The organism is Streptomyces sp. NPDC059002 (genome assembly GCF_042740435.1).
In the GTDB taxonomy this organism is placed as follows: Bacteria; Actinomycetota; Actinomycetes; order Streptomycetales; family Streptomycetaceae; genus Streptomyces.
The window spans coordinates 39114-55624 of record NZ_JBHYJI010000014.1; the positions used below are offsets into that span (position 1 = coordinate 39114).

14 protein-coding genes are annotated in these 16511 nt (G+C 71.5%); 4 read left to right on the plus strand and 10 right to left on the minus strand.

Features of this window, described 5'->3' with window-relative positions:
* Positions 1-8: 8 nt before the first annotated feature.
* The 4 genes from ACFWZ2_RS15505 to ACFWZ2_RS15520 are packed head-to-tail and all read right to left on the minus strand — an operon-like array spanning position 9 to position 3787.
* Complete coding sequence (locus ACFWZ2_RS15505) at positions 9-1169, minus strand: serine hydrolase domain-containing protein (RefSeq protein ID WP_384545758.1); 1161 nt, start codon at positions 1167-1169, stop codon at positions 9-11.
* 47 nt (positions 1170-1216) lie between these two features.
* Entirely contained in the window at positions 1217-1981 is a 765-nt protein-coding gene (locus tag ACFWZ2_RS15510; protein WP_384545760.1) for an energy-coupling factor ABC transporter ATP-binding protein, read from the minus strand.
* A complete protein-coding gene (gene cbiQ, locus ACFWZ2_RS15515; RefSeq protein ID WP_384545762.1) occupies positions 1969-2730 on the minus strand; it encodes a cobalt ECF transporter T component CbiQ in 762 nt (253 codons plus the stop codon). Before cbiQ ends, ACFWZ2_RS15510 begins: the two co-directional genes overlap by 13 nt.
* Before the next feature lies 1 nt (position 2731).
* A complete protein-coding gene (locus ACFWZ2_RS15520) occupies positions 2732-3787 on the minus strand; it encodes an energy-coupling factor ABC transporter permease (RefSeq protein WP_384545764.1) in 1056 nt (351 codons plus the stop codon).
* Between the two features lie 213 nt (positions 3788-4000).
* Between ACFWZ2_RS15520 and ACFWZ2_RS15525 the strand changes: the two genes are divergently transcribed.
* On the plus strand, positions 4001-4345 hold the full coding sequence (locus ACFWZ2_RS15525; protein WP_384545766.1) for an SsgA family sporulation/cell division regulator: 345 nt from the start codon (positions 4001-4003) through the stop codon (positions 4343-4345).
* A 12-nt stretch (positions 4346-4357) separates the two neighbouring features.
* Here the strand turns inward: ACFWZ2_RS15525 and ACFWZ2_RS15530 are convergent, their stop codons facing one another.
* Together ACFWZ2_RS15530 and ACFWZ2_RS15535 are read right to left on the minus strand one after the other, a co-directional pair.
* On the minus strand, positions 4358-6595 hold the full coding sequence (locus tag ACFWZ2_RS15530) for an MMPL family transporter (RefSeq protein ID WP_384545768.1): 2238 nt from the start codon (positions 6593-6595) through the stop codon (positions 4358-4360).
* Between the two features lie 94 nt (positions 6596-6689).
* Positions 6690-7280: a TetR/AcrR family transcriptional regulator gene (locus tag ACFWZ2_RS15535; RefSeq protein ID WP_384545770.1), complete on the minus strand. Its 591-nt coding sequence runs from the start codon at positions 7278-7280 to the stop codon at positions 6690-6692.
* A gap of 149 nt (positions 7281-7429) precedes the next feature.
* On the opposite strand from ACFWZ2_RS15535, the gene ACFWZ2_RS15540 reads away from it, so the two are divergent.
* Together ACFWZ2_RS15540 and ACFWZ2_RS15545 are read left to right on the plus strand one after the other, a co-directional pair.
* Positions 7430-10726, plus strand: a complete 3297-nt coding sequence (locus tag ACFWZ2_RS15540) for a S41 family peptidase (RefSeq protein ID WP_384545772.1) — start codon at positions 7430-7432, stop codon at positions 10724-10726.
* A 103-nt stretch (positions 10727-10829) separates the two neighbouring features.
* Entirely contained in the window at positions 10830-11036 is a 207-nt protein-coding gene (locus tag ACFWZ2_RS15545) for a hypothetical protein (protein ID WP_384545774.1), read from the plus strand.
* Positions 11037-11152: 116 nt separating this feature from the next.
* On the opposite strand, the gene ACFWZ2_RS15550 is transcribed toward ACFWZ2_RS15545, so the two are convergent.
* The 3 genes from ACFWZ2_RS15550 to ACFWZ2_RS15560 are packed head-to-tail and all read right to left on the minus strand — an operon-like array spanning position 11153 to position 14510.
* Complete coding sequence (locus ACFWZ2_RS15550) at positions 11153-12031, minus strand: SDR family oxidoreductase (RefSeq protein ID WP_384545775.1); 879 nt, start codon at positions 12029-12031, stop codon at positions 11153-11155.
* Positions 12028-12963 (minus strand): alpha/beta fold hydrolase, encoded by a 936-nt coding sequence (locus ACFWZ2_RS15555; RefSeq protein WP_384545777.1) that lies wholly within the window; start codon positions 12961-12963, stop codon positions 12028-12030. The genes ACFWZ2_RS15550 and ACFWZ2_RS15555 overlap by 4 nt, the downstream gene beginning before the upstream one ends.
* Positions 12960-14510, minus strand: a complete 1551-nt coding sequence (locus tag ACFWZ2_RS15560) for a flavin-containing monooxygenase (RefSeq protein WP_384545779.1) — start codon at positions 14508-14510, stop codon at positions 12960-12962. The genes ACFWZ2_RS15555 and ACFWZ2_RS15560 overlap by 4 nt, the downstream gene beginning before the upstream one ends.
* A 240-nt stretch (positions 14511-14750) precedes the next feature.
* Between ACFWZ2_RS15560 and ACFWZ2_RS15565 the strand changes: the two genes are divergently transcribed.
* Positions 14751-15377 carry a MerR family transcriptional regulator gene (locus ACFWZ2_RS15565; RefSeq protein ID WP_384545981.1) on the plus strand — a complete coding sequence of 209 codons (627 nt, stop codon included), beginning with the start codon at positions 14751-14753 and terminating at the stop codon, positions 15375-15377.
* A gap of 24 nt (positions 15378-15401) precedes the next feature.
* Here the strand turns inward: ACFWZ2_RS15565 and ACFWZ2_RS15570 are convergent, their stop codons facing one another.
* Positions 15402-16427: a DUF6528 family protein gene (locus tag ACFWZ2_RS15570; RefSeq protein WP_384545781.1), complete on the minus strand. Its 1026-nt coding sequence runs from the start codon at positions 16425-16427 to the stop codon at positions 15402-15404.
* Positions 16428-16511 lie beyond the last annotated feature (84 nt).

Below are 16511 nucleotides of genomic sequence, written 5' to 3' on the forward strand. Positions count from 1 at the left end.
CGCGGCGCTCACAGCGCCGAACGGACCGCCCGCACCAGCGCCTGGGCCCGGGGGTCCGCGGTGACGCCCTTGTTCATCCCGTTGGTCACATACCCGAAGGCCACCCCCGACTCCGGGTCGGCGAAGCCGAGCGCGCCGCCGCGGCCGGGGTGGCCGAAGGAGCCGGGGCCGAGCAGCGGGGACGCGCCGCCGTGGAGCATGTAGCCGAGGCCGAAGCGGGTGTTCACGACGAGGACGCGGTCGGGGCCCGCCGACGCCTCGGCCCGCGCGGCCCCGGCCGTCTCCGGCGTGAACAGCCGTGCCCCGCCGTCGACTTCACCGATCAGCGCGGCGTAGAACCGGGCCAGGGAGTCCGCCGTCGCGATGCCGTTGGACGCGGGCAGGGCGGCCGCGCGGTAGGCCGGGTCGTTCTCGTCAGAGAGGGGGTCGATCGCCCCGAAGGCGCGGCGGGTCAGGGAGTGCGGGTCCGCGTACGCGTCCGCCACGTTCCGCCTGGGCCGCATCCGCAGGCCGCCCTCGGCGGCGGGCGGTTCGATGCGGCCCACCCGGCCCACCCGCGCCGCCTCCGCGTCCGGCAGTCCGACCCAGAGGTCGAGGCCGAGCGGTCGTGCGATCTCGTCGGCGATCCATGCGCCGACGGGCCTGCCCGTCACGCGCCGCACCAGTTCGCCGGTGAGCCAGCTGTACGTCTGGGCGTGGTAGCCGTGGTCCGTGCCCGGCTCCCAGAACGGGGCCTGCGCCGCGACCACCGCGGCCGCGAGGTCCTGGTCGAGCGCCTCGGCGGGGGTCAGCGGCCGGTCGAGCGCGGGCACCCCCGCGCGGTGCGCGAGCACGTGCCGGACCAGGGCCGACTCCTTGCCGCGCGCCTTGAACTCCGGCCAGTACGCGCCGACCGGGGCGTCCAGGTCCAGCTCCCCGCGCTGGTGCAGCAGGAGCAGCGCGGCGGCCGCCACGCCCTTGGTCGCCGAGCGGACGATCTGCGCGGTGCCGTGCTCCCAGGGCGCGGTGCCGTCGACGTCCTTCGTGCCGCCCCACAGGTCCACGACCTTGTGCCCGTCCCGGTACACCGCGAGGGCGGCGCCGCGCTCCCCGCGCTCGCCGAAGTTGCCCACGAAGGCGTCCCTGACCGCCTCGAACCCGGCGGCCGCCGTACCGTGCACTCCACCCATGACGTCGTCCATGACAAGGCCAACAGCCACGTCCCGCCGACGATTCCCTAGCTGCCCGCCGCCACCGACTTCGGATCGAAGCCGAAGGGCAGTTCGAGGCGATGTGCGCCCATCAGGTCCTCGTCGGCGAGCAGCTCGCCCGTCGGGCCGTCCGCCGCGATCACGCCCTCGCTGAGGATCAGGGCGCGGGGGCAGAGTTCGAGCGCGTACGGCAGGTCGTGCGTGACCATCAGGACCGTCACGTCCAACGACCGCAGGATGTCGGCCAGTTCACGGCGCGAAGCGGGGTCGAGGTTGGACGACGGCTCGTCGAGGACGAGGATCTCCGGCTCCATCGCGAGGACCGTCGCCACCGCGACCCGCCTGCGCTGGCCGAAGGAGAGATGGTGGGGCGGCCGGTCCACGAACTCGGCCATGCCGACCTGCGCCAGCGCCTTCAGGACCCGCGCCTCAAGATCGGGGCCCCGCATCCCGGCCGCCGCGGGCCCGAAGGCGACGTCCTCGCGCACCGTCGGCATGAACAGCTGGTCGTCCGGGTCCTGGAAGACGATGCCGACCCGGCGCCTGATCTCCGCCATGTGCTGCTTGCCGACGGGCAGTCCCGCGACGGCGACCGTGCCCGCGCCGCCGGTCAGGATGCCGTTGAGGTGCAGGACGAGCGTGGTTTTGCCGGCGCCGTTCGGACCGAGCAGGGCGACGCGCTCGCCCCTGCCGACGGTGAAGTCGACGCCGAACAGGGCCTGGTGCCCGTCGGGGTAGGCGAAGGCGAGGCCGGAGACCTCGAGAGATGCGGCGGCGGTCACAGGGTCCATCCCAACAGGCATACGACTAGGGCGGTGAGCGGGAGTGCCAGTGCGTACGTCCACTGGGCGCGGGAAGCGGTGATCTCGTCGATGACCGGCATCGACCCGGCGTATCCCCGGCTGACCATGGCCAGGTGCACGCGCTCGCCCCTCTCGTACGAGCGGATGAAGAGCGCGCCCGCGGACTTGGCGAGCACGCCCCACTGCCGCACGCCCCGCGCCTCGAAGCCGCGCGACTCCCTGGCGATCTTCATACGGCGCATCTCGTCCGTGATCACATCGCCGTAGCGGATCATGAAGGAGGCGATCTGGACGAGGAGCGGGGGAAGCTTCAACCGCTGCAGGCCGAGGAGGAGTTCGCGCAGTTCGGTGGTCGAGGCGAGGATGACCGAGGCCGCGACGCCCAGCGTCCCCTTGGCCAGGACGTTCCAGGCGCCCCAGAGGCCGTTGACGCTCAGGGACAGGCCGAGCACGTCGACGCGCTCGCCCTGCGCGACGAACGGCATGAGCACCGCGAACGCCACGAACGGGATCTCGATGAGCAGCCGCTTGAGGAGGAAGCCCGCGGGGATGCGGGCCGTGTGCGCGACCGCGCCGAGCAGCACCGCGTACACCCCGAAGGCCCACATCGCCTCGCGCGGCGTGGAGACCACCACGACCACGAAGCAGAAGACCGCCGCGAGCTTGGTGTGCGGCGGCAGCGCGTGCACCGGGGAGTGGCCGTGCCGGTAGAGCCGGTGGGCGTGACCCGCGCCCACGTCAGGCGCTCTCGGTTTCCGGTACGGCGGCGGGGGACGCGTCGTTCGTACGACGACGTCGCAGCGCCCAGAAGACGGCGGAACCCGCGACGACCGTGACGCCCACGCCGATGATGCCCGCGAGGCCGCCGGAGAGCCGGGCGTCGGTGATGTCCTTGACGCCGTAGTCGGCGAGCGGCGAGTCCGCGGAGGCGTGCTCCTCGGCCTTCTTGTCGATGCCCTTGTCGTGGGCGACCTTCTCCAGGCCGTCGGGGTCGGCGGAGGCGTAGAAGCTGACGAACCCCGCGAGGACGAGGGAGGTGACGATGCCCGCGATCCACACCTTGCGGGTGGACCGGGCGGCGACCGGGGCGGGCCCGGCGGCCGGGGCGTCCACAAGATCGCCGCCGACGCGCAGCTTCAGCGGCTTGGTCAGCCCCCGCGCCCCGTACACCAGGTCGGGCCGCACCGCGACGACCGCGCCGACGGTGAGCGCGGTGATCGCGGCCTCGCCGATGCCGATGAGCACATGGACGCCGACCATGGCGGTCGCGACCTTGCCGGGGGAGACGTCGGTCGTGCCGCCCACGGCGTAGATGAGGGTGAAGGCGACCGCTGCGGCGGGCACGGAGAGCAGGGCCGCGACGAAGGAGGCGACGGTGATCGAGCGGCGCTTCCTGGGGAGCGTCTTCACCAGGCCGCGGAAGACCAGGTAGGCGACGACGGTCGTGACGATCGCCATGTCGGAGATGTTCACGCCGAGCGCGGTCAGGCCGCCGTCCGCGAAGAGGACGCCCTGCATGAGCAGGACGACGGAGACGCAGAGGACCCCGGTGAAGGGGCCGACGAGGATCGCGGCGAGCGCGCCGCCGAGGAGATGGCCGCTGGTTCCTGCCGCGACGGGGAAGTTCAGCATCTGCACGGCGAAGATGAAGGCCGCGACGAGCCCGGCGAGCGGCGCGGTCTTCTCGTCCAGTTCGCGCCGCGCGCCCTTGAGGCTGACGGCGACGGCTCCCGCGGCGACGATCCCGGCGGCCGCCGATACGGGGGCGTTGATGAATCCGTCGGGGACATGCATGTGCGCGCTCCTGGGCAGACGCCCTGGACAGGGCGGATCGCTCGTGCACCGTTTCGTACGAGCCGCTCGGTGGGGACCGTCCCATGATGTGGCTTGTTGCAAATGGCTTGCAAGAGCGCTTCGGTTCCGATAAGGCAAAGCTCACCCGCCGCAAAATCCCGTACATATGGGACATTGGTGAGTGAAGTGCCCGCACGGATGAGGAGTTCCGCGATGTCCGCAGTCGAGCAGTACGCACGCGCCCACCTCGTCACGGACTCCTCCGAGGGCCACCGCGCCGTCCCCGTCGTCCTGCGCTACGACCCGGAGGCCGACCCGCACACGGTGCGGATCGGCCTCCCTGGTTCACACGACAGGGCCTTCGCCCGTCAGCTCCTCGAACAGGGCCTGCGGGCGCCGACCACCGTCGGCGACGTACACGTCTGGCCCTGCGGCCGGGTCCAGACGGTCGTGGAGTTCCACGAACGCGAAGGGGTGACGGTCATCCAGTTCGACGCATCGGCCCTGATCCGCTTTCTGCGCCGCACCCACGCGACCGCCACGGCGGTGACGCGCTGACCTACCGCGGCCTCAGACCCGGACCAACTCCCGCTCCGCGTCCGGGTCCGGGTCCGCGCCCTTCTCCTGCGCGGTGCGCAGTCCCTCGCCCTCGACATCCACGTTCGGCAGCGCCCGGTCCAGCCACTTCGGCAGCCACCACGCCTTCTTGCCGAGCAGGGCGAGCACCGCGGGCACCAGCGCCATGCGCACCACGAACGCGTCGAAGAAGACCGCGATCGCGAGGCCGAAGCCGATCATCTTGACCATCTGCTCCGAGGAGCCGATGAAGCCCGCGAAGACCGCGATCATGATGACCGCCGCCGCCGAGACCACCCGGGCGCCGTGCCGGAAACCGGTGACGACCGCCTGGCCGGGGCGCTCCCCGTGGACGTACGCCTCCCGCATGCGGGTCACGAGGAACACCTCGTAGTCCATCGCGAGGCCGAAGACCACGCCCACCATGAAGATCGGCATCATCGACATGATCGGTCCGGTCTGCTCGACGCCGAAGAGCGAGCCGAGCCAGCCCCACTGGAAGACCGCGACGACCGCGCCGAGGGCCGCGAGGACCGAGAGCAGGAAGCCGAGGGCCGCCTTGAGCGGGACCAGGATCGAGCGGAAGACGACGATCAGGAGCAGGAAGGCGAGCCCGACGACCAGGGCCAGATAGGGCAGCAGGGCGTCGTTCAGCTTCTGCGAGACGTCGATGTTCATGGCCGTGGTGCCGGTGACCATGATCTCGGCGCCGGTGTCGGACTTGATCTGCGCGCCGTTGTCGCGGATCGAGTGGACCAGGTCCTCGGTCTCGATGCCGCTGGGCTTGGAGGACGGCACGACGCTGATGATCGCGGTGTCGCCCGCCTTGTTGAGCATGGGCGGGGCCACGGTCAGGACGTCGTCGAGGCCGGAGATCTTCTGCTGGATCTGCTGCGCCGCGGCCTTCGGGTCGTCGGCGCCCTTGAGGTCGGCGACCGTCATCAGGGGGCCGTTGAAGCCGGGCCCGAAGCCGTCGGAGACCAGGTCGTACGCCTTGCGCTGGGTCGTGGACGTCGGCTGCGAGCCGTCGTCCGGCAGGCCCAGCTCCAGCTGCGAGACGGGGATCGCGGCGGCGCCGAGGCCGACGATGCCGACGAGCAGCACGGCGACCGGACGGCGGACCACGAAGCGGGCCCAGCGGGTGCCCATGTTGGGCTTCTCCTCGCCGGTGGCGCCTGCGGCCTTCTTCTTGCCGCCGCCGAACAGCCTGCTCTTCTCGCCCATGGGCATGACCCGCTTGCCCGCGTAGCCGAGCAGTGCGGGGATGAGCGTGAGCGCGATGAGGACGGCGATGACGACCGTGCCGGCCGCCGCGAAGCCCATCTTCGTCAGCATCGGGATGTTGACCACGGCGAGGCCGACGAGGGCGATGACCACGGTGAGTCCGGCGAAGACGACCGCCGAGCCCGCGGTCCCCACCGCACGGCCCGCGGCCTCCTCGCGGTCGCGCCCGTCGGCGAGTTCACCGCGGTAGCGCGAGACGATGAAGAGCGCGTAGTCGATGCCGACCGCGAGGCCGATCATCATCGCGAGCGTCGACGTGGTGGTGCCCAGGTCGAGCGCGTCGGCGAGCGCCGTGATGGACGAGACGCCGATGCCCACGCCGATCAGCGCGGTGAGCAGCGGGAGCCCGGCCGCGATCAGCGAGCCGAAGGTGATGACGAGGACGACGGCCGCGACCGCGATGCCGATGATCTCGGTGGACCCGGTCTCCGGCATGGCCTGCAGCGCGTCGCCGCCGACCTCGACCGTGAGCCCGGACTCGCGCGCCTTGTCGGTGGTCTTCTCCAGCGCGTCGCGGTCCTCGTCGGTCAGCTCCATCGAGGTGACCTTGTACGAGACCGACGCGTACGCCGTGGAACCGTCCTTGCTGACCGTCTTGGCCTGGAACGGGTCGGCGGCCGAAGCCACCTGGTCCGAGCCGGACTTGAGCGCGCCGACGGTCTTGCGGATCTCGGCCTTGTTGGCCGGGTCCGTCACCTTCTCGCCGTCCGGCGCCTTGAAGACGACGCGGGCGCTCGCCCCGTCGGCACTGGCCTCGGGGGCGCGCTTCTCCAGCAGGTCGAAGGCCTTCTGCGCCTCCGTGCCCGGGATCGAGAAGGAACTGGACGCGGCGGTGGGCGCCGACGCCGCGCCGACCCCGGCGAGCGTCAGGAGCGCCACCCAGATCAGGGCGACGAAGTGCCGCCGTCGGAAGGCTAGTTTGCCGAGTTTGTAGAGGAATGTGGCCACGGGGGCGTACTCCCGGTCAGGTCGTGGTGTCCGAATGGGCAGGGGTGATCAGCCCGACGACGTGAGCGGTCGCGTCAGGAACGGGGGGAGTGGGTCAGATGCCGAGAGCGGGGAGGATCACGGCGTCGACGTAGGAGGTGAGGAACGCGCGGTCCACCGTGCGGTCCTCGATCAGGTCGCGGGCGACGAAACCGCCGACCAGCATGTGGATGACGTAGTCCAACGCCGGGTTGTCCGCGGCCACTTCGCCGCGGTCCACCGCCCTGCGCAGCATCGCGTTCAGGCTGTTGATCTCCGGCTCGATGAGCAACTGCCGCAGCGCCTGGTGCAGTTCGGGATTTCCGTGGATGGCGTGGAAGAGGCCCCGCATCAGCGCGGCGTCCCGCTCCATCTGGCAGTCGTCCGAGCGCGCCATCGTCGCGTGGATGTCGCCGCGCAGCGACCCGGTGTCGATGTCGTCGAGGGACGCCGGTTTGTTGTGCCGCAGCGCCTTGGCGATCAGCTCCGGCTTGCTCCCCCACTGGCGGTAGAGGGTGGCCTTGCTGGACCGGGTGCGGGTCGCGACGGCGTCCATGGTGAGCGCCTCGTACCCGACCTCGCGGAGCAGGTCGAGCACGGCCTCGTACAGCTCGGCCTCGCGCTCGGGCGTGATCCTGCTGCGCCGCGTCGTTGCCACCTCAGCCATGGACCGCACCTCCTGCTCCTGAACGAAACGGTTTCGTACCCGACGACTGTATCCCCCTCCTTAGCGAAACGAAACCGTTTCGTACGTGTGCTGCGTCACGCACCCGGCCACAAGTTGCCGAGGCCCCCGGAGCGGAAAAACATGGTGAGGTGACCGACGCGCGCGACGATGCCCAGGACGCCCATGCCCCGGACGACCACGCCTACCTGCGCTTTCCCCACCTCAGCGGCGACCGCCTCTGCTTCGCCGCCGAGGACGACCTCTGGGTCGCCCCCCTCACCGCCGAGGGCGCCCCTGCCGACCGGGCCTGGCGGCTCACCGTCGACCGGACCAAGGTCAGCCACCCGCGCTTCTCGCCCGACGGCCGCCACATCGCGTACACGACCTGGCGCAGCCTCGACCCGGAGATCCACCTCGCCCCGGTGGGCGGCGGCCCCTCGCGCCGCCTGACCTACTGGGGCTCCACCGACACCCGGGTCTGCGGCTGGACCCCCGACGGCGACATCCTCGCCGTCTCCTCGCACGGCCAGCCCTTCTCCTACTTCTGCTGGGCCTACAACGTCCCCACCGACGGCTCCCCCGGCGGCAAACTCCCCTGGGGCCCGGTCTACGACATCGCCGTCACCGACTCCCACGCCGACGGCGACAGCGAACGCAAGACACTGCTCCTCACCGGAAAGCCGCCGCACGAACCCGCCGCCTGGAAGCGGTACCGGGGCGGCGCGACGGGCCGCCTCTGGCTGCACGGCGAACAGCTGCTCGGCGACCTCGACGGGCACCTCGACTCCCCCATGTTCGTCTCCGGCCGCATCGCCTTCCTCTCCGACCACGAAGGCGTCGGCAACCTCTACTCCTGCCTGCCCGACGGCACCGGCCTGCGCCGCCACACCGACCACGACGCCTTCTACGCCCGGCACGCGTCCAGCGACGGCACCCGCGTCGTCTACCAGTGCGCGGGCGACATCTGGCTCGTCGACGACCTCGCCGCGGACTCCGTGCCGCGCCGCCTCGACGTGCGGCTCGGCGGGCCCAGGGCCGGGCGGCGCGTCTACCAGGTGCCGGCCGCGCAGCACGTCGACGCGCTCTCCGTGGACACCACGGGCCGGGCCAGCGCCGTCGTCGTACGCGGCTCCCTGTACTGGCTCACGCACCGCGACGGTCCCGCCCGCACCATCAGCGACACACCCGGCGTGCGCGTGCGCCTGCCCGAGATGCTCGGCACCGGCGGCCAGGTCGCCTACGTCACCGACGCCGAGGGCGAGGACGCCGTCGAGATCGCCTACCTGCCGCGCGCCAGCGGCGACCGCGAACCGCGCAGGCTCGCGAGCGGAGAACTCGGCCGCGTCCAGGAACTCGTCGCCGACCCCGACGGCGAACGCCTCGCCATCGCCTCCAACGACGGCCGCCTCCTGCTCATCGACGCAACCGAGGACTCCAACGGCGAGGTCACCGAACTGATCCGCTCCATCAACGGCCCCGTCCGCGACCTCGCCTTCTCGCCCGACGGCGCCTGGCTGACCTGGTCGCACCCGGGCATCGGCCGCTCGCTCCGGCAGATCAAGATGGCCCGCATCAAGGACCGCACCATCGTCGACGTCACCAACGGCCGCTTCGAGGACGAGAACCCGGTCTTCACCCGCGACGGCCGCTACCTCGCCTTCCTCTCCTGGCGCGGCTTCGACCCCGTCTACGACGTGCACACCGGCGACCTCTCCTTCCCGCTCGGCTGCCGCCCCTACCTCGTACCCCTGTCGTCCGCGACCCCGTCCCCCTTCGCCCTGCTCCCCGACGGACGCCCCGCGGCGGGCGGCCTCGACCCCGACGACAACGGCGGGGGCGACGGCACGACGACGGTCGAGGCCGAGGGCCTCGAGGCGCGGGTCACGCCCTTCCCGGTCTCCGCGTCCAAGTACTCGGCCCTGTACCCCGTCAGCGGCGGCGGCCTCGTCTGGCTGCGCTGGCCGATCTCCGGCGCGCTCGGCGAGACCTTCGCCAACCCCGCCGACACCTCGGGCCGCCCCACCCTCGAATACTTCAACATCGCCAAGGCCAAGAAGTCCCAACTCGTCGAACACCTCGACTGGTTCGCGCTCAGCGGCGACGGCACGCGGCTCGTGGTCGTCGACGAGGGCGACCTGAGCGCCGTGCCCTCCACCGAGCAGGGCGACGGCGACACGACCGTCTGGATCGACCTGCGGCGCATCCTGCACGAGGTCGACCCGGCCGCCGAATGGCGCCAGGCGTACGACGAGGCGGGCCGCCTCATCCGCGCCTACTTCTGGGAACCGGGGATGTGCGGCATCGACTGGGACGGGGTGCTCGCGCAGTACCGCCCGCTCGTCGAACGCGTCGCGTCCCCCGACGAGTTCGCGGACCTCCTGCGCGAGGTCCTCGGCGAACTGGGCACCTCCCACGCGTACGTCTCCGCGTCCCGCCGCAACGAAGGCCCGCCCCACTACCAGCGCGCCATGGGCCTGCTCGGCGCCAATCTCGTCCGCAGGGACGACGGCTGGATGGTGAAGCGGATCCTGCCCGGCGACTCCTCCGACTCCAAGGCCCGCTCGCCGCTGGCCGGTGCGGGCATCCGCGAAGGCGCGGTCCTCACCCACATCGACGGCCGCGCGGTGGATCCGGTGACGGGACCGTACCCGCTGCTCGCGGCGGCGGGCGGTACGACGGTCGAGCTCACCTTCCAGCCCGCGGAGGGCGAAGGCCGCGCGCGGCGCGTCGCGATCGTCCCCCTCATCAACGAACGTCCCCTGCGCTACCAGGACTGGGTGGCCAAACGCCGGGACGTCGTACGGGAGTTGAGCGGCGGCAAGTGCGGCTACCTGCACATCCCCGACATGGGCGGATCGGGCTGGGCCCAGTTCAACAGGGACCTGCGCCTCGAAGTCTCCCGCCCCGCCCTGATCGTCGACGTACGCGGCAACGCGGGCGGCCACATCAGCGAACTCGTCGTGGAGAAGCTCACCCGCAAGATCCTCGGCTGGGACCTGACACGGAACGCGCAACCGGTGTCCTACGCCTCGAACGCGCCCCGCGGCCCCGTGGTGGCCCTCGCCGACGAGGCGACGTCCTCGGACGGCGACATGATCACGGCGGCGTTCAAACTCCTCGGACTCGGCCCCGTCGTCGGACAGCGCACCTGGGGCGGCGTCGTCGGCATGACGGGACGGCACACGCTCGGCGACGGCACGGTGATCACGGTGCCGATGAACGCGGGCTGGTTCGACGTGTACGGCTGGTCCGTCGAGAACCAAGGGGTCTCCCCCGACCTCGACGTCCTGCGCACACCGCTGGACTGGGCGGAGGGGCGGCACGCCCAACTCGACGACGCGGTACGGGTCGCGCTCGACCTCCTCGCCGAGCGGCCCGCGGCGACGCCACCGGGCTACTCGGACGTCCCCGACCGCCGTCGGCCACCGCTGCCGCCCCGCGCCTGAGCCGCACCCGACCGCCCTCCCGCATGATCGAAATGCGGTGAATGTCCACCCATGTCAACCTGGTCGAGGCCCAATCCCCTCACCCACATCGGGAGTGAATCGCATGGGCATCAAGGACCAGTTCCAGGACAAGGCCCAGGACCTCGCCAACAAGGCCAAGGACGCCATGGGCGGCGCCAAGGACGAAGCGGGCGAGCGCGCCTCGCAGGCACAGGACGAAGCGAGCGAGCGCGCGTCACAGGCCCCGGACCAGGCCCGGGAGGCGGCGCAGGAACAGCAGGACAAGTTCAACCAGAACTACGACGCGTGACGCTGCGCCACGCCTGACCAGAGAGGCCCCCCGGGACGCCGGGAGGGCCTCTTCTGCGCGGGCCTGTCGGCCCCGACGGCCCGCAGTCAAAACGAAGCCACCGCCAGAGACGCCCCTCAGCCCCCCGCCCGGACCTTCTCGTCCGCCGAACCCCCCGCCCCCACAAGCCCCGTCGACACGCTCCCGAGCCGCGGCTCGAAGCGCCGCATCTCCCGTTGCCCCACGGACCCGATGACGGACGGCAGGTACCCCCGGATGCCCTGCATCCCCCGCAGCCACCACTGCGCGTACACATGGCTGGAGCGCCGCTCGATGCCCGCGACGATCCGGTCGACGGCGGGACCGAGCGGGTACGTCTTGTTGGACGGCCACGGCAGGCGCTGCCGCAACTCCCGCATCACGTCGTCCTGGTCGGCCCCGCGCACCATGTCGGTGTCGGTCCAGGACAGGTATCCGACGCCGACCTTCACGCCCTTGTAGCCGACTTCGGCCCGCAGGGAGTGCGCGTACGCCTCGACGCCCGATTTGGACGCGCAGTACGCGGTCATCATCGGCGCGGGCGTGACCGCGGCGAGTGAGGCGATCTGCAGCAGATAGCCGCGGCTCTCCATCAGGACGGGGAGGAACGCCCGGCCCGTGACGGCGCTGCCGATGAGGTTGACCTCGATGACGCGGCGCCACGCGTCGGGGTCGGATTCCAGGAAGGGCCCACCGCTGGCGACGCCCGCGTTGGCGACGACGATGTCGACCTTCCCGAAGCGTTCCTTGACTTCTTGGGCGACCCGCGCCATCGCGACATGGTCGGTGACGTCCGCGTACCAGTGGTCGCTCTCGTTGTGCAGCCGTTCCGACACCTGCTTGAGCTCGTCCGGTTCGAGGCCGACGAGCGCGACCTTCGCGCCGCGTGCCGAAAGCTTGCGGGCGAGGAGTTCACCGACTCCGCGCGCCGCGCCCGTGACGACCGCGACCTGTCCTTCGAGGCTGACCCCGCTCATGCGCCCTCCTTCACCTGTACGTCCGTTATGTATGTGCCGACGAGTTCCCTGATCCGCTTCGTGACGGCCTCCGGCGCCTCCACGGGGGTCATGTGTCCGACCCCGGTCAGCTCGGTGAGCCCCACGCACTGGGGCAGCGCGGCCGCGATCCGCCGCGCGTGCACGACGGGCGTGAGCCGGTCCGCGAGTCCGGCGACGACGGCGGTGGGCACCTGCAACTGACCCACTTCGGCGTCGAGTTGCAGCATTTCCAGTACGTGCGACCACCCGTACCGGACGTCTCTCGGGCAGGCGTGCACGATCCGCGCGCAGGCCTCGACCTTGTCCGGCGCCGAACCGGGCCCCATCGTCGCGTACTTGAGGATCCGCCTGGCCAGCGGCGTGACGGGCCCGAGCGGCGCCCGCGAGCCGAGCACCGCCCGGGTGGCCCGGGTGCGCGTCCGCCCGGCCCGCAACGGCACCACCCGCGACTCGGCGACCAGCCCCGAACTCCCCGTGCTGCACAGCAGTACGGCGGCGGCATGCTCCCGGAACCCGGCCCTGCCCCCGGCGGCCATCACCGTCATGCCGCCCATGGAGTGCCCGGCGATCACGGCCTTCTCGCCGGGTGCGAGCGTCGCGGCGAGGACCGCTTCGAGGTCGTCGGCGAGCGCCCGCGTGCTGTATCCGTCGCGGTCGACGGGCGCGGCACTGCGTCCGTGCCCCCGCTGGTCGTACACGATGACCCGGTGGTCGGCGCCGAGGGCGCGTACCTGCGCGGCCCAGAACGCCGTCGAGCAGGTCCAGCCGTGCGCGAGCACCACGGCGGGCGCTTCTTCGGGGCCGTGCACCTCGACGTGGATGCGGGCGCCGTCGGCGGAGACCGCGGTCAGTTCGCGGGCGGCGACGGGCGGCGCGTAGGGCCCGTCGACGACGTGCGTCAGCCGGCTCACGCCCCGGCCTCGACCTTCTTGGCCGCGGACCTCTTCTTCGGGTGCGTACGGGAGATCGGCACGACCTCGGCCGGCTTCGGCGCCCGCAGCACCTCGTACTCGGAGAGGTCGACGCGTCGGGTGGCCGCCCGGAACTCGGTGGTCGTGCCGGGCCACACGGTCGTGTTGACGCCGTTCTCGTCGAGGTACCAGCTGTTGCAGCCGCCGGTGTTCCACACGGTGCGCTTCATCCGTTCCTGCACCCGGTGGTTCCAGCCGTTCACCGCGGAGGGCCGCGCAGCGAGCGCGGCGCGGCCGCCGAGCATGTTCAACTGCCGCAGATAGTCGGCCATGTAGTTCAGCTGGGACTCGATCATGAGGATCATGGAGGAGTTCCCGAGCCCGGTGTTCGGGCCGATGATCGTCATCCAGTTGGGGAAGCCGGCCGCGGTCGCGCCGCGCAGCGACTTCATGCCGTCCTTCCAGGTCTCCATGAGGGTGTGCCCCTCGTCGCCGACGACCCGGTCGGCGATCGGCATGTCCGTCACGTGGAAGCCGGTGCCGAAGATGATCGCGTCGACCTCGGCCTCGGTGCCGTCCGCGGCGACGACGGTGTGGCCGCGGATCTCGCTCAGGCCGCTCGCGACGACGTCCACGTTGGACCGGGAGAGCGCCGGGTAGTACGTGTTGGAGAGGAGGATCCGCTTGCAGCCGATGCGGTACGTCGGCGTCAGCTTGTCCCGCAGGACCGGGTCCTTGATCGCCCGGTACATGTTCCGCTTGGCGAGCTGCTCGACGATGCCGAGCTCGTCGGGACGCTTGGTGAACGCCTGGACCTGCAACTCCCTGATGCCCCACAGGAGTCCGCGCCGGGCCTGCGTGGTGAACGGCAGCTGCTTGTGCAGCCAGCGCTCGGCGCCGGTGATGGCGCGGTCGGCGCGCGGCAGGACCCACGGGGGCGTGCGCTGGAAGAGGGTGAGCCTGCCGACCCGCTTCTGGATCTCGGGCACGATCTGGATGGCGGAGGCCCCGGTGCCGACCATCGCGACGCGCTTGCCGCGCAGGTCGTAGTCGTGGTCCCAGCGCGCGGAGTGGAAGACCTTGCCGGGGAAGGTGCCGATGCCGGGGATGTCCGGGGTCTTGGGGTCGGAGAGCGGTCCGGTGGCGGAGACGACGACGTCGGCGGTGAGGCTGCCGTTGCTCGTCTCGATCTCCCAGCGCAGCTCGTCCGCGTCCCAACGCATCATCATCACCTCGGTGTTGAGGCGGATGTGCGGGCGCAGCCGGAAGGTGTCGGCGACGCCTTCCAGGTAGTCCCAGATGTGTTCCTGGCCGGAGAAGGTGCGCGGCCAGTCGGGGTTGGGCGCGAAGGAGAACGAGTACAGGTGGGAGGGCACGTCGCAGGCGCAGCCCGGGTAGCTGTTGTCCCGCCAGGTGCCGCCGACCGCGCCGGCCCTTTCCAGGACGACGAAGTCGGTGATGCCCTCGCGGCGCAGCCGCACGGCGGCACCGAGGCCGCCGAAGCCGGATCCGATCACCGCCACCCGTACGTGCTCGTGCTCTGTCATTCCGCCGCCTCCCGGAAGTACTGAACCCTGCCAGTAGTCACTGGCACAATGGGGAGAGTAAGCCAGTCCCGTACTCATGGGTAGGGGTCATGCGGGGGAAAGTTACCGACGGTACCCCGGACCGCGGGACCGCCCGGAGAGCCTTCGGGCAGCTCACGCCTGTCATAGGCTTCCCGTGTGGCAGACGAACGAGAAGGCGGACACGGGAGCACACCGGACGGCGACGTACGCGAGTACCGCATGGAGGAGCTGGCCAAGGAAGCCGGTATCACCGTGCGCACCGTGCGCTTCTACCGCGAGCGCGGACTGATACCGCCGCCCCGCCGCGAGGGCCGCATCGCCTGGTACGACGAGCACCACCTGGCCAGGCTCCGCACCATCGCCGCACTCCTGGAGCGCGGCCACACCCTGAACGGCATCGCCGAGCTCGCCGACGCCTTCGAGAAGGGCCGCGACGTCGGCGAACTCCTCGGCTTCGGCGAGTCGACCGAGGAGCAGCCGGTCCGCCTCACCCCCGAGGACCTCGCCGACCACTTCGCGGGCGAGGTCACCCCGGAGAATCTCGCGGCCGCCCTGGACCTCGGCTATCTCGGCACGGACGGCGACGAGATCGTGCACATCAGCCGCCGCCTCCTTGAGGCCTCATCCACCCTCGTACGCAAGGGAGTTCCGCTGGCCGCGGTCCTCGAGGCGGGCCAGCGGGTGCGCGAACACGCGGACGCGCTCGCCGAGTTGTTCATCACGGTCATGCGCACGCACACCCCCGACACCGCGGAGGTCGACATCGAGCAGCTCCGCCCGGTCGCCAAGAGCGTGGTGGAGGCGGAACTCTCGATGGCCCTCGACCGGCGCCTCAAACAGCCCTGACCGGGGGCGCGCCGGGCGGGTCCCTCAGCCAGGCAACCACCAACGCGCCTTGTAGATACCGCCGTTGACCAGCTTGTAGCCACTGGTGGGCCGGTGGACGCTCACCGTCGTCGTCCACCAGGTCTCGCCGAGCCCGCCCTCCGGCACCGTGCTCGCGACCTGCCCGGTGCGCGGATCGTTCCCGACGGCCTTCACCGACTTGCGGGAGATCAGCTCGTGCCCCGCGAAGTCCTGCACGAAGGTCCCGCCCCGCTTCTCGTACTGGAAGACGGCGGCGTTCGTGGTCACCCACAGCCGCCCGGGACGGCCCGCGACCGGGAAGAGGTCGTGCCCGCCGGGCGTCCGGCCCGGCGTCCCGACCGGCAGTCCGGCCGCGGAGCACCGCGTGAGCGTGGGCCGCGCGGCCGTGCCGCCCACCGCGTACGTCACCAACTCGTCGTCGCCGAGGGCCCAGAGCACCTTGCGGGCACCGTCCCAGTGCAGCCCGTGCGCGCCCTTCAGCTCCGCCTCCGCGTACCGCGTGGCGCGCGGCCCCTGCGACGCCGCGTACAGCCGCACGCGCGCACCCGTGCTGCAGGCGACGGCCACATTGCCGTCGGGCAGGATCTCGGCGCTGTGCGGATTGAAGAGATCGTCCCCGGGCCCGATCGCCGTGCCCCAGTACCGTCGGCCCGTCGGATGCTCGACGACCGCCACGAAGCCGAACGACGCCGTCGTCAGGACGTAGGTACGCCCCCGGTGCCTGCGCACCTTCGCCTCGCTCGGGTACACCCAGCTCACATCGGGACGCAGATCCGCGTACCGCCCGTCGCCGAGCGGCGAGAACTGCCACCGCACGACGGACGGATCGACGGCCGGGTCCCAGGTGCGCCGCCCCGGGTCGAGCACCAGGATGCGTCTGGTGGCCTGCTCGGTGAGCAGCACCGGCGGCGTGCCCGGGGGAATCGCGCCCCCGGCGGCACCGGACGCCCGCGCGGCGGGCAGCGCCGCGGCGGCTCCGGCCCCCGCAGCTCCCAGCAGGACGGCGCGCCTGGACGGCATGACGGTCATGAAGTCCCCCCGTACGGTCGGCAGTTGGTCATGTACGCGACCGCAATCTGCCATGCCGTACGGGCCCGGGACAGCCCTCCGCCG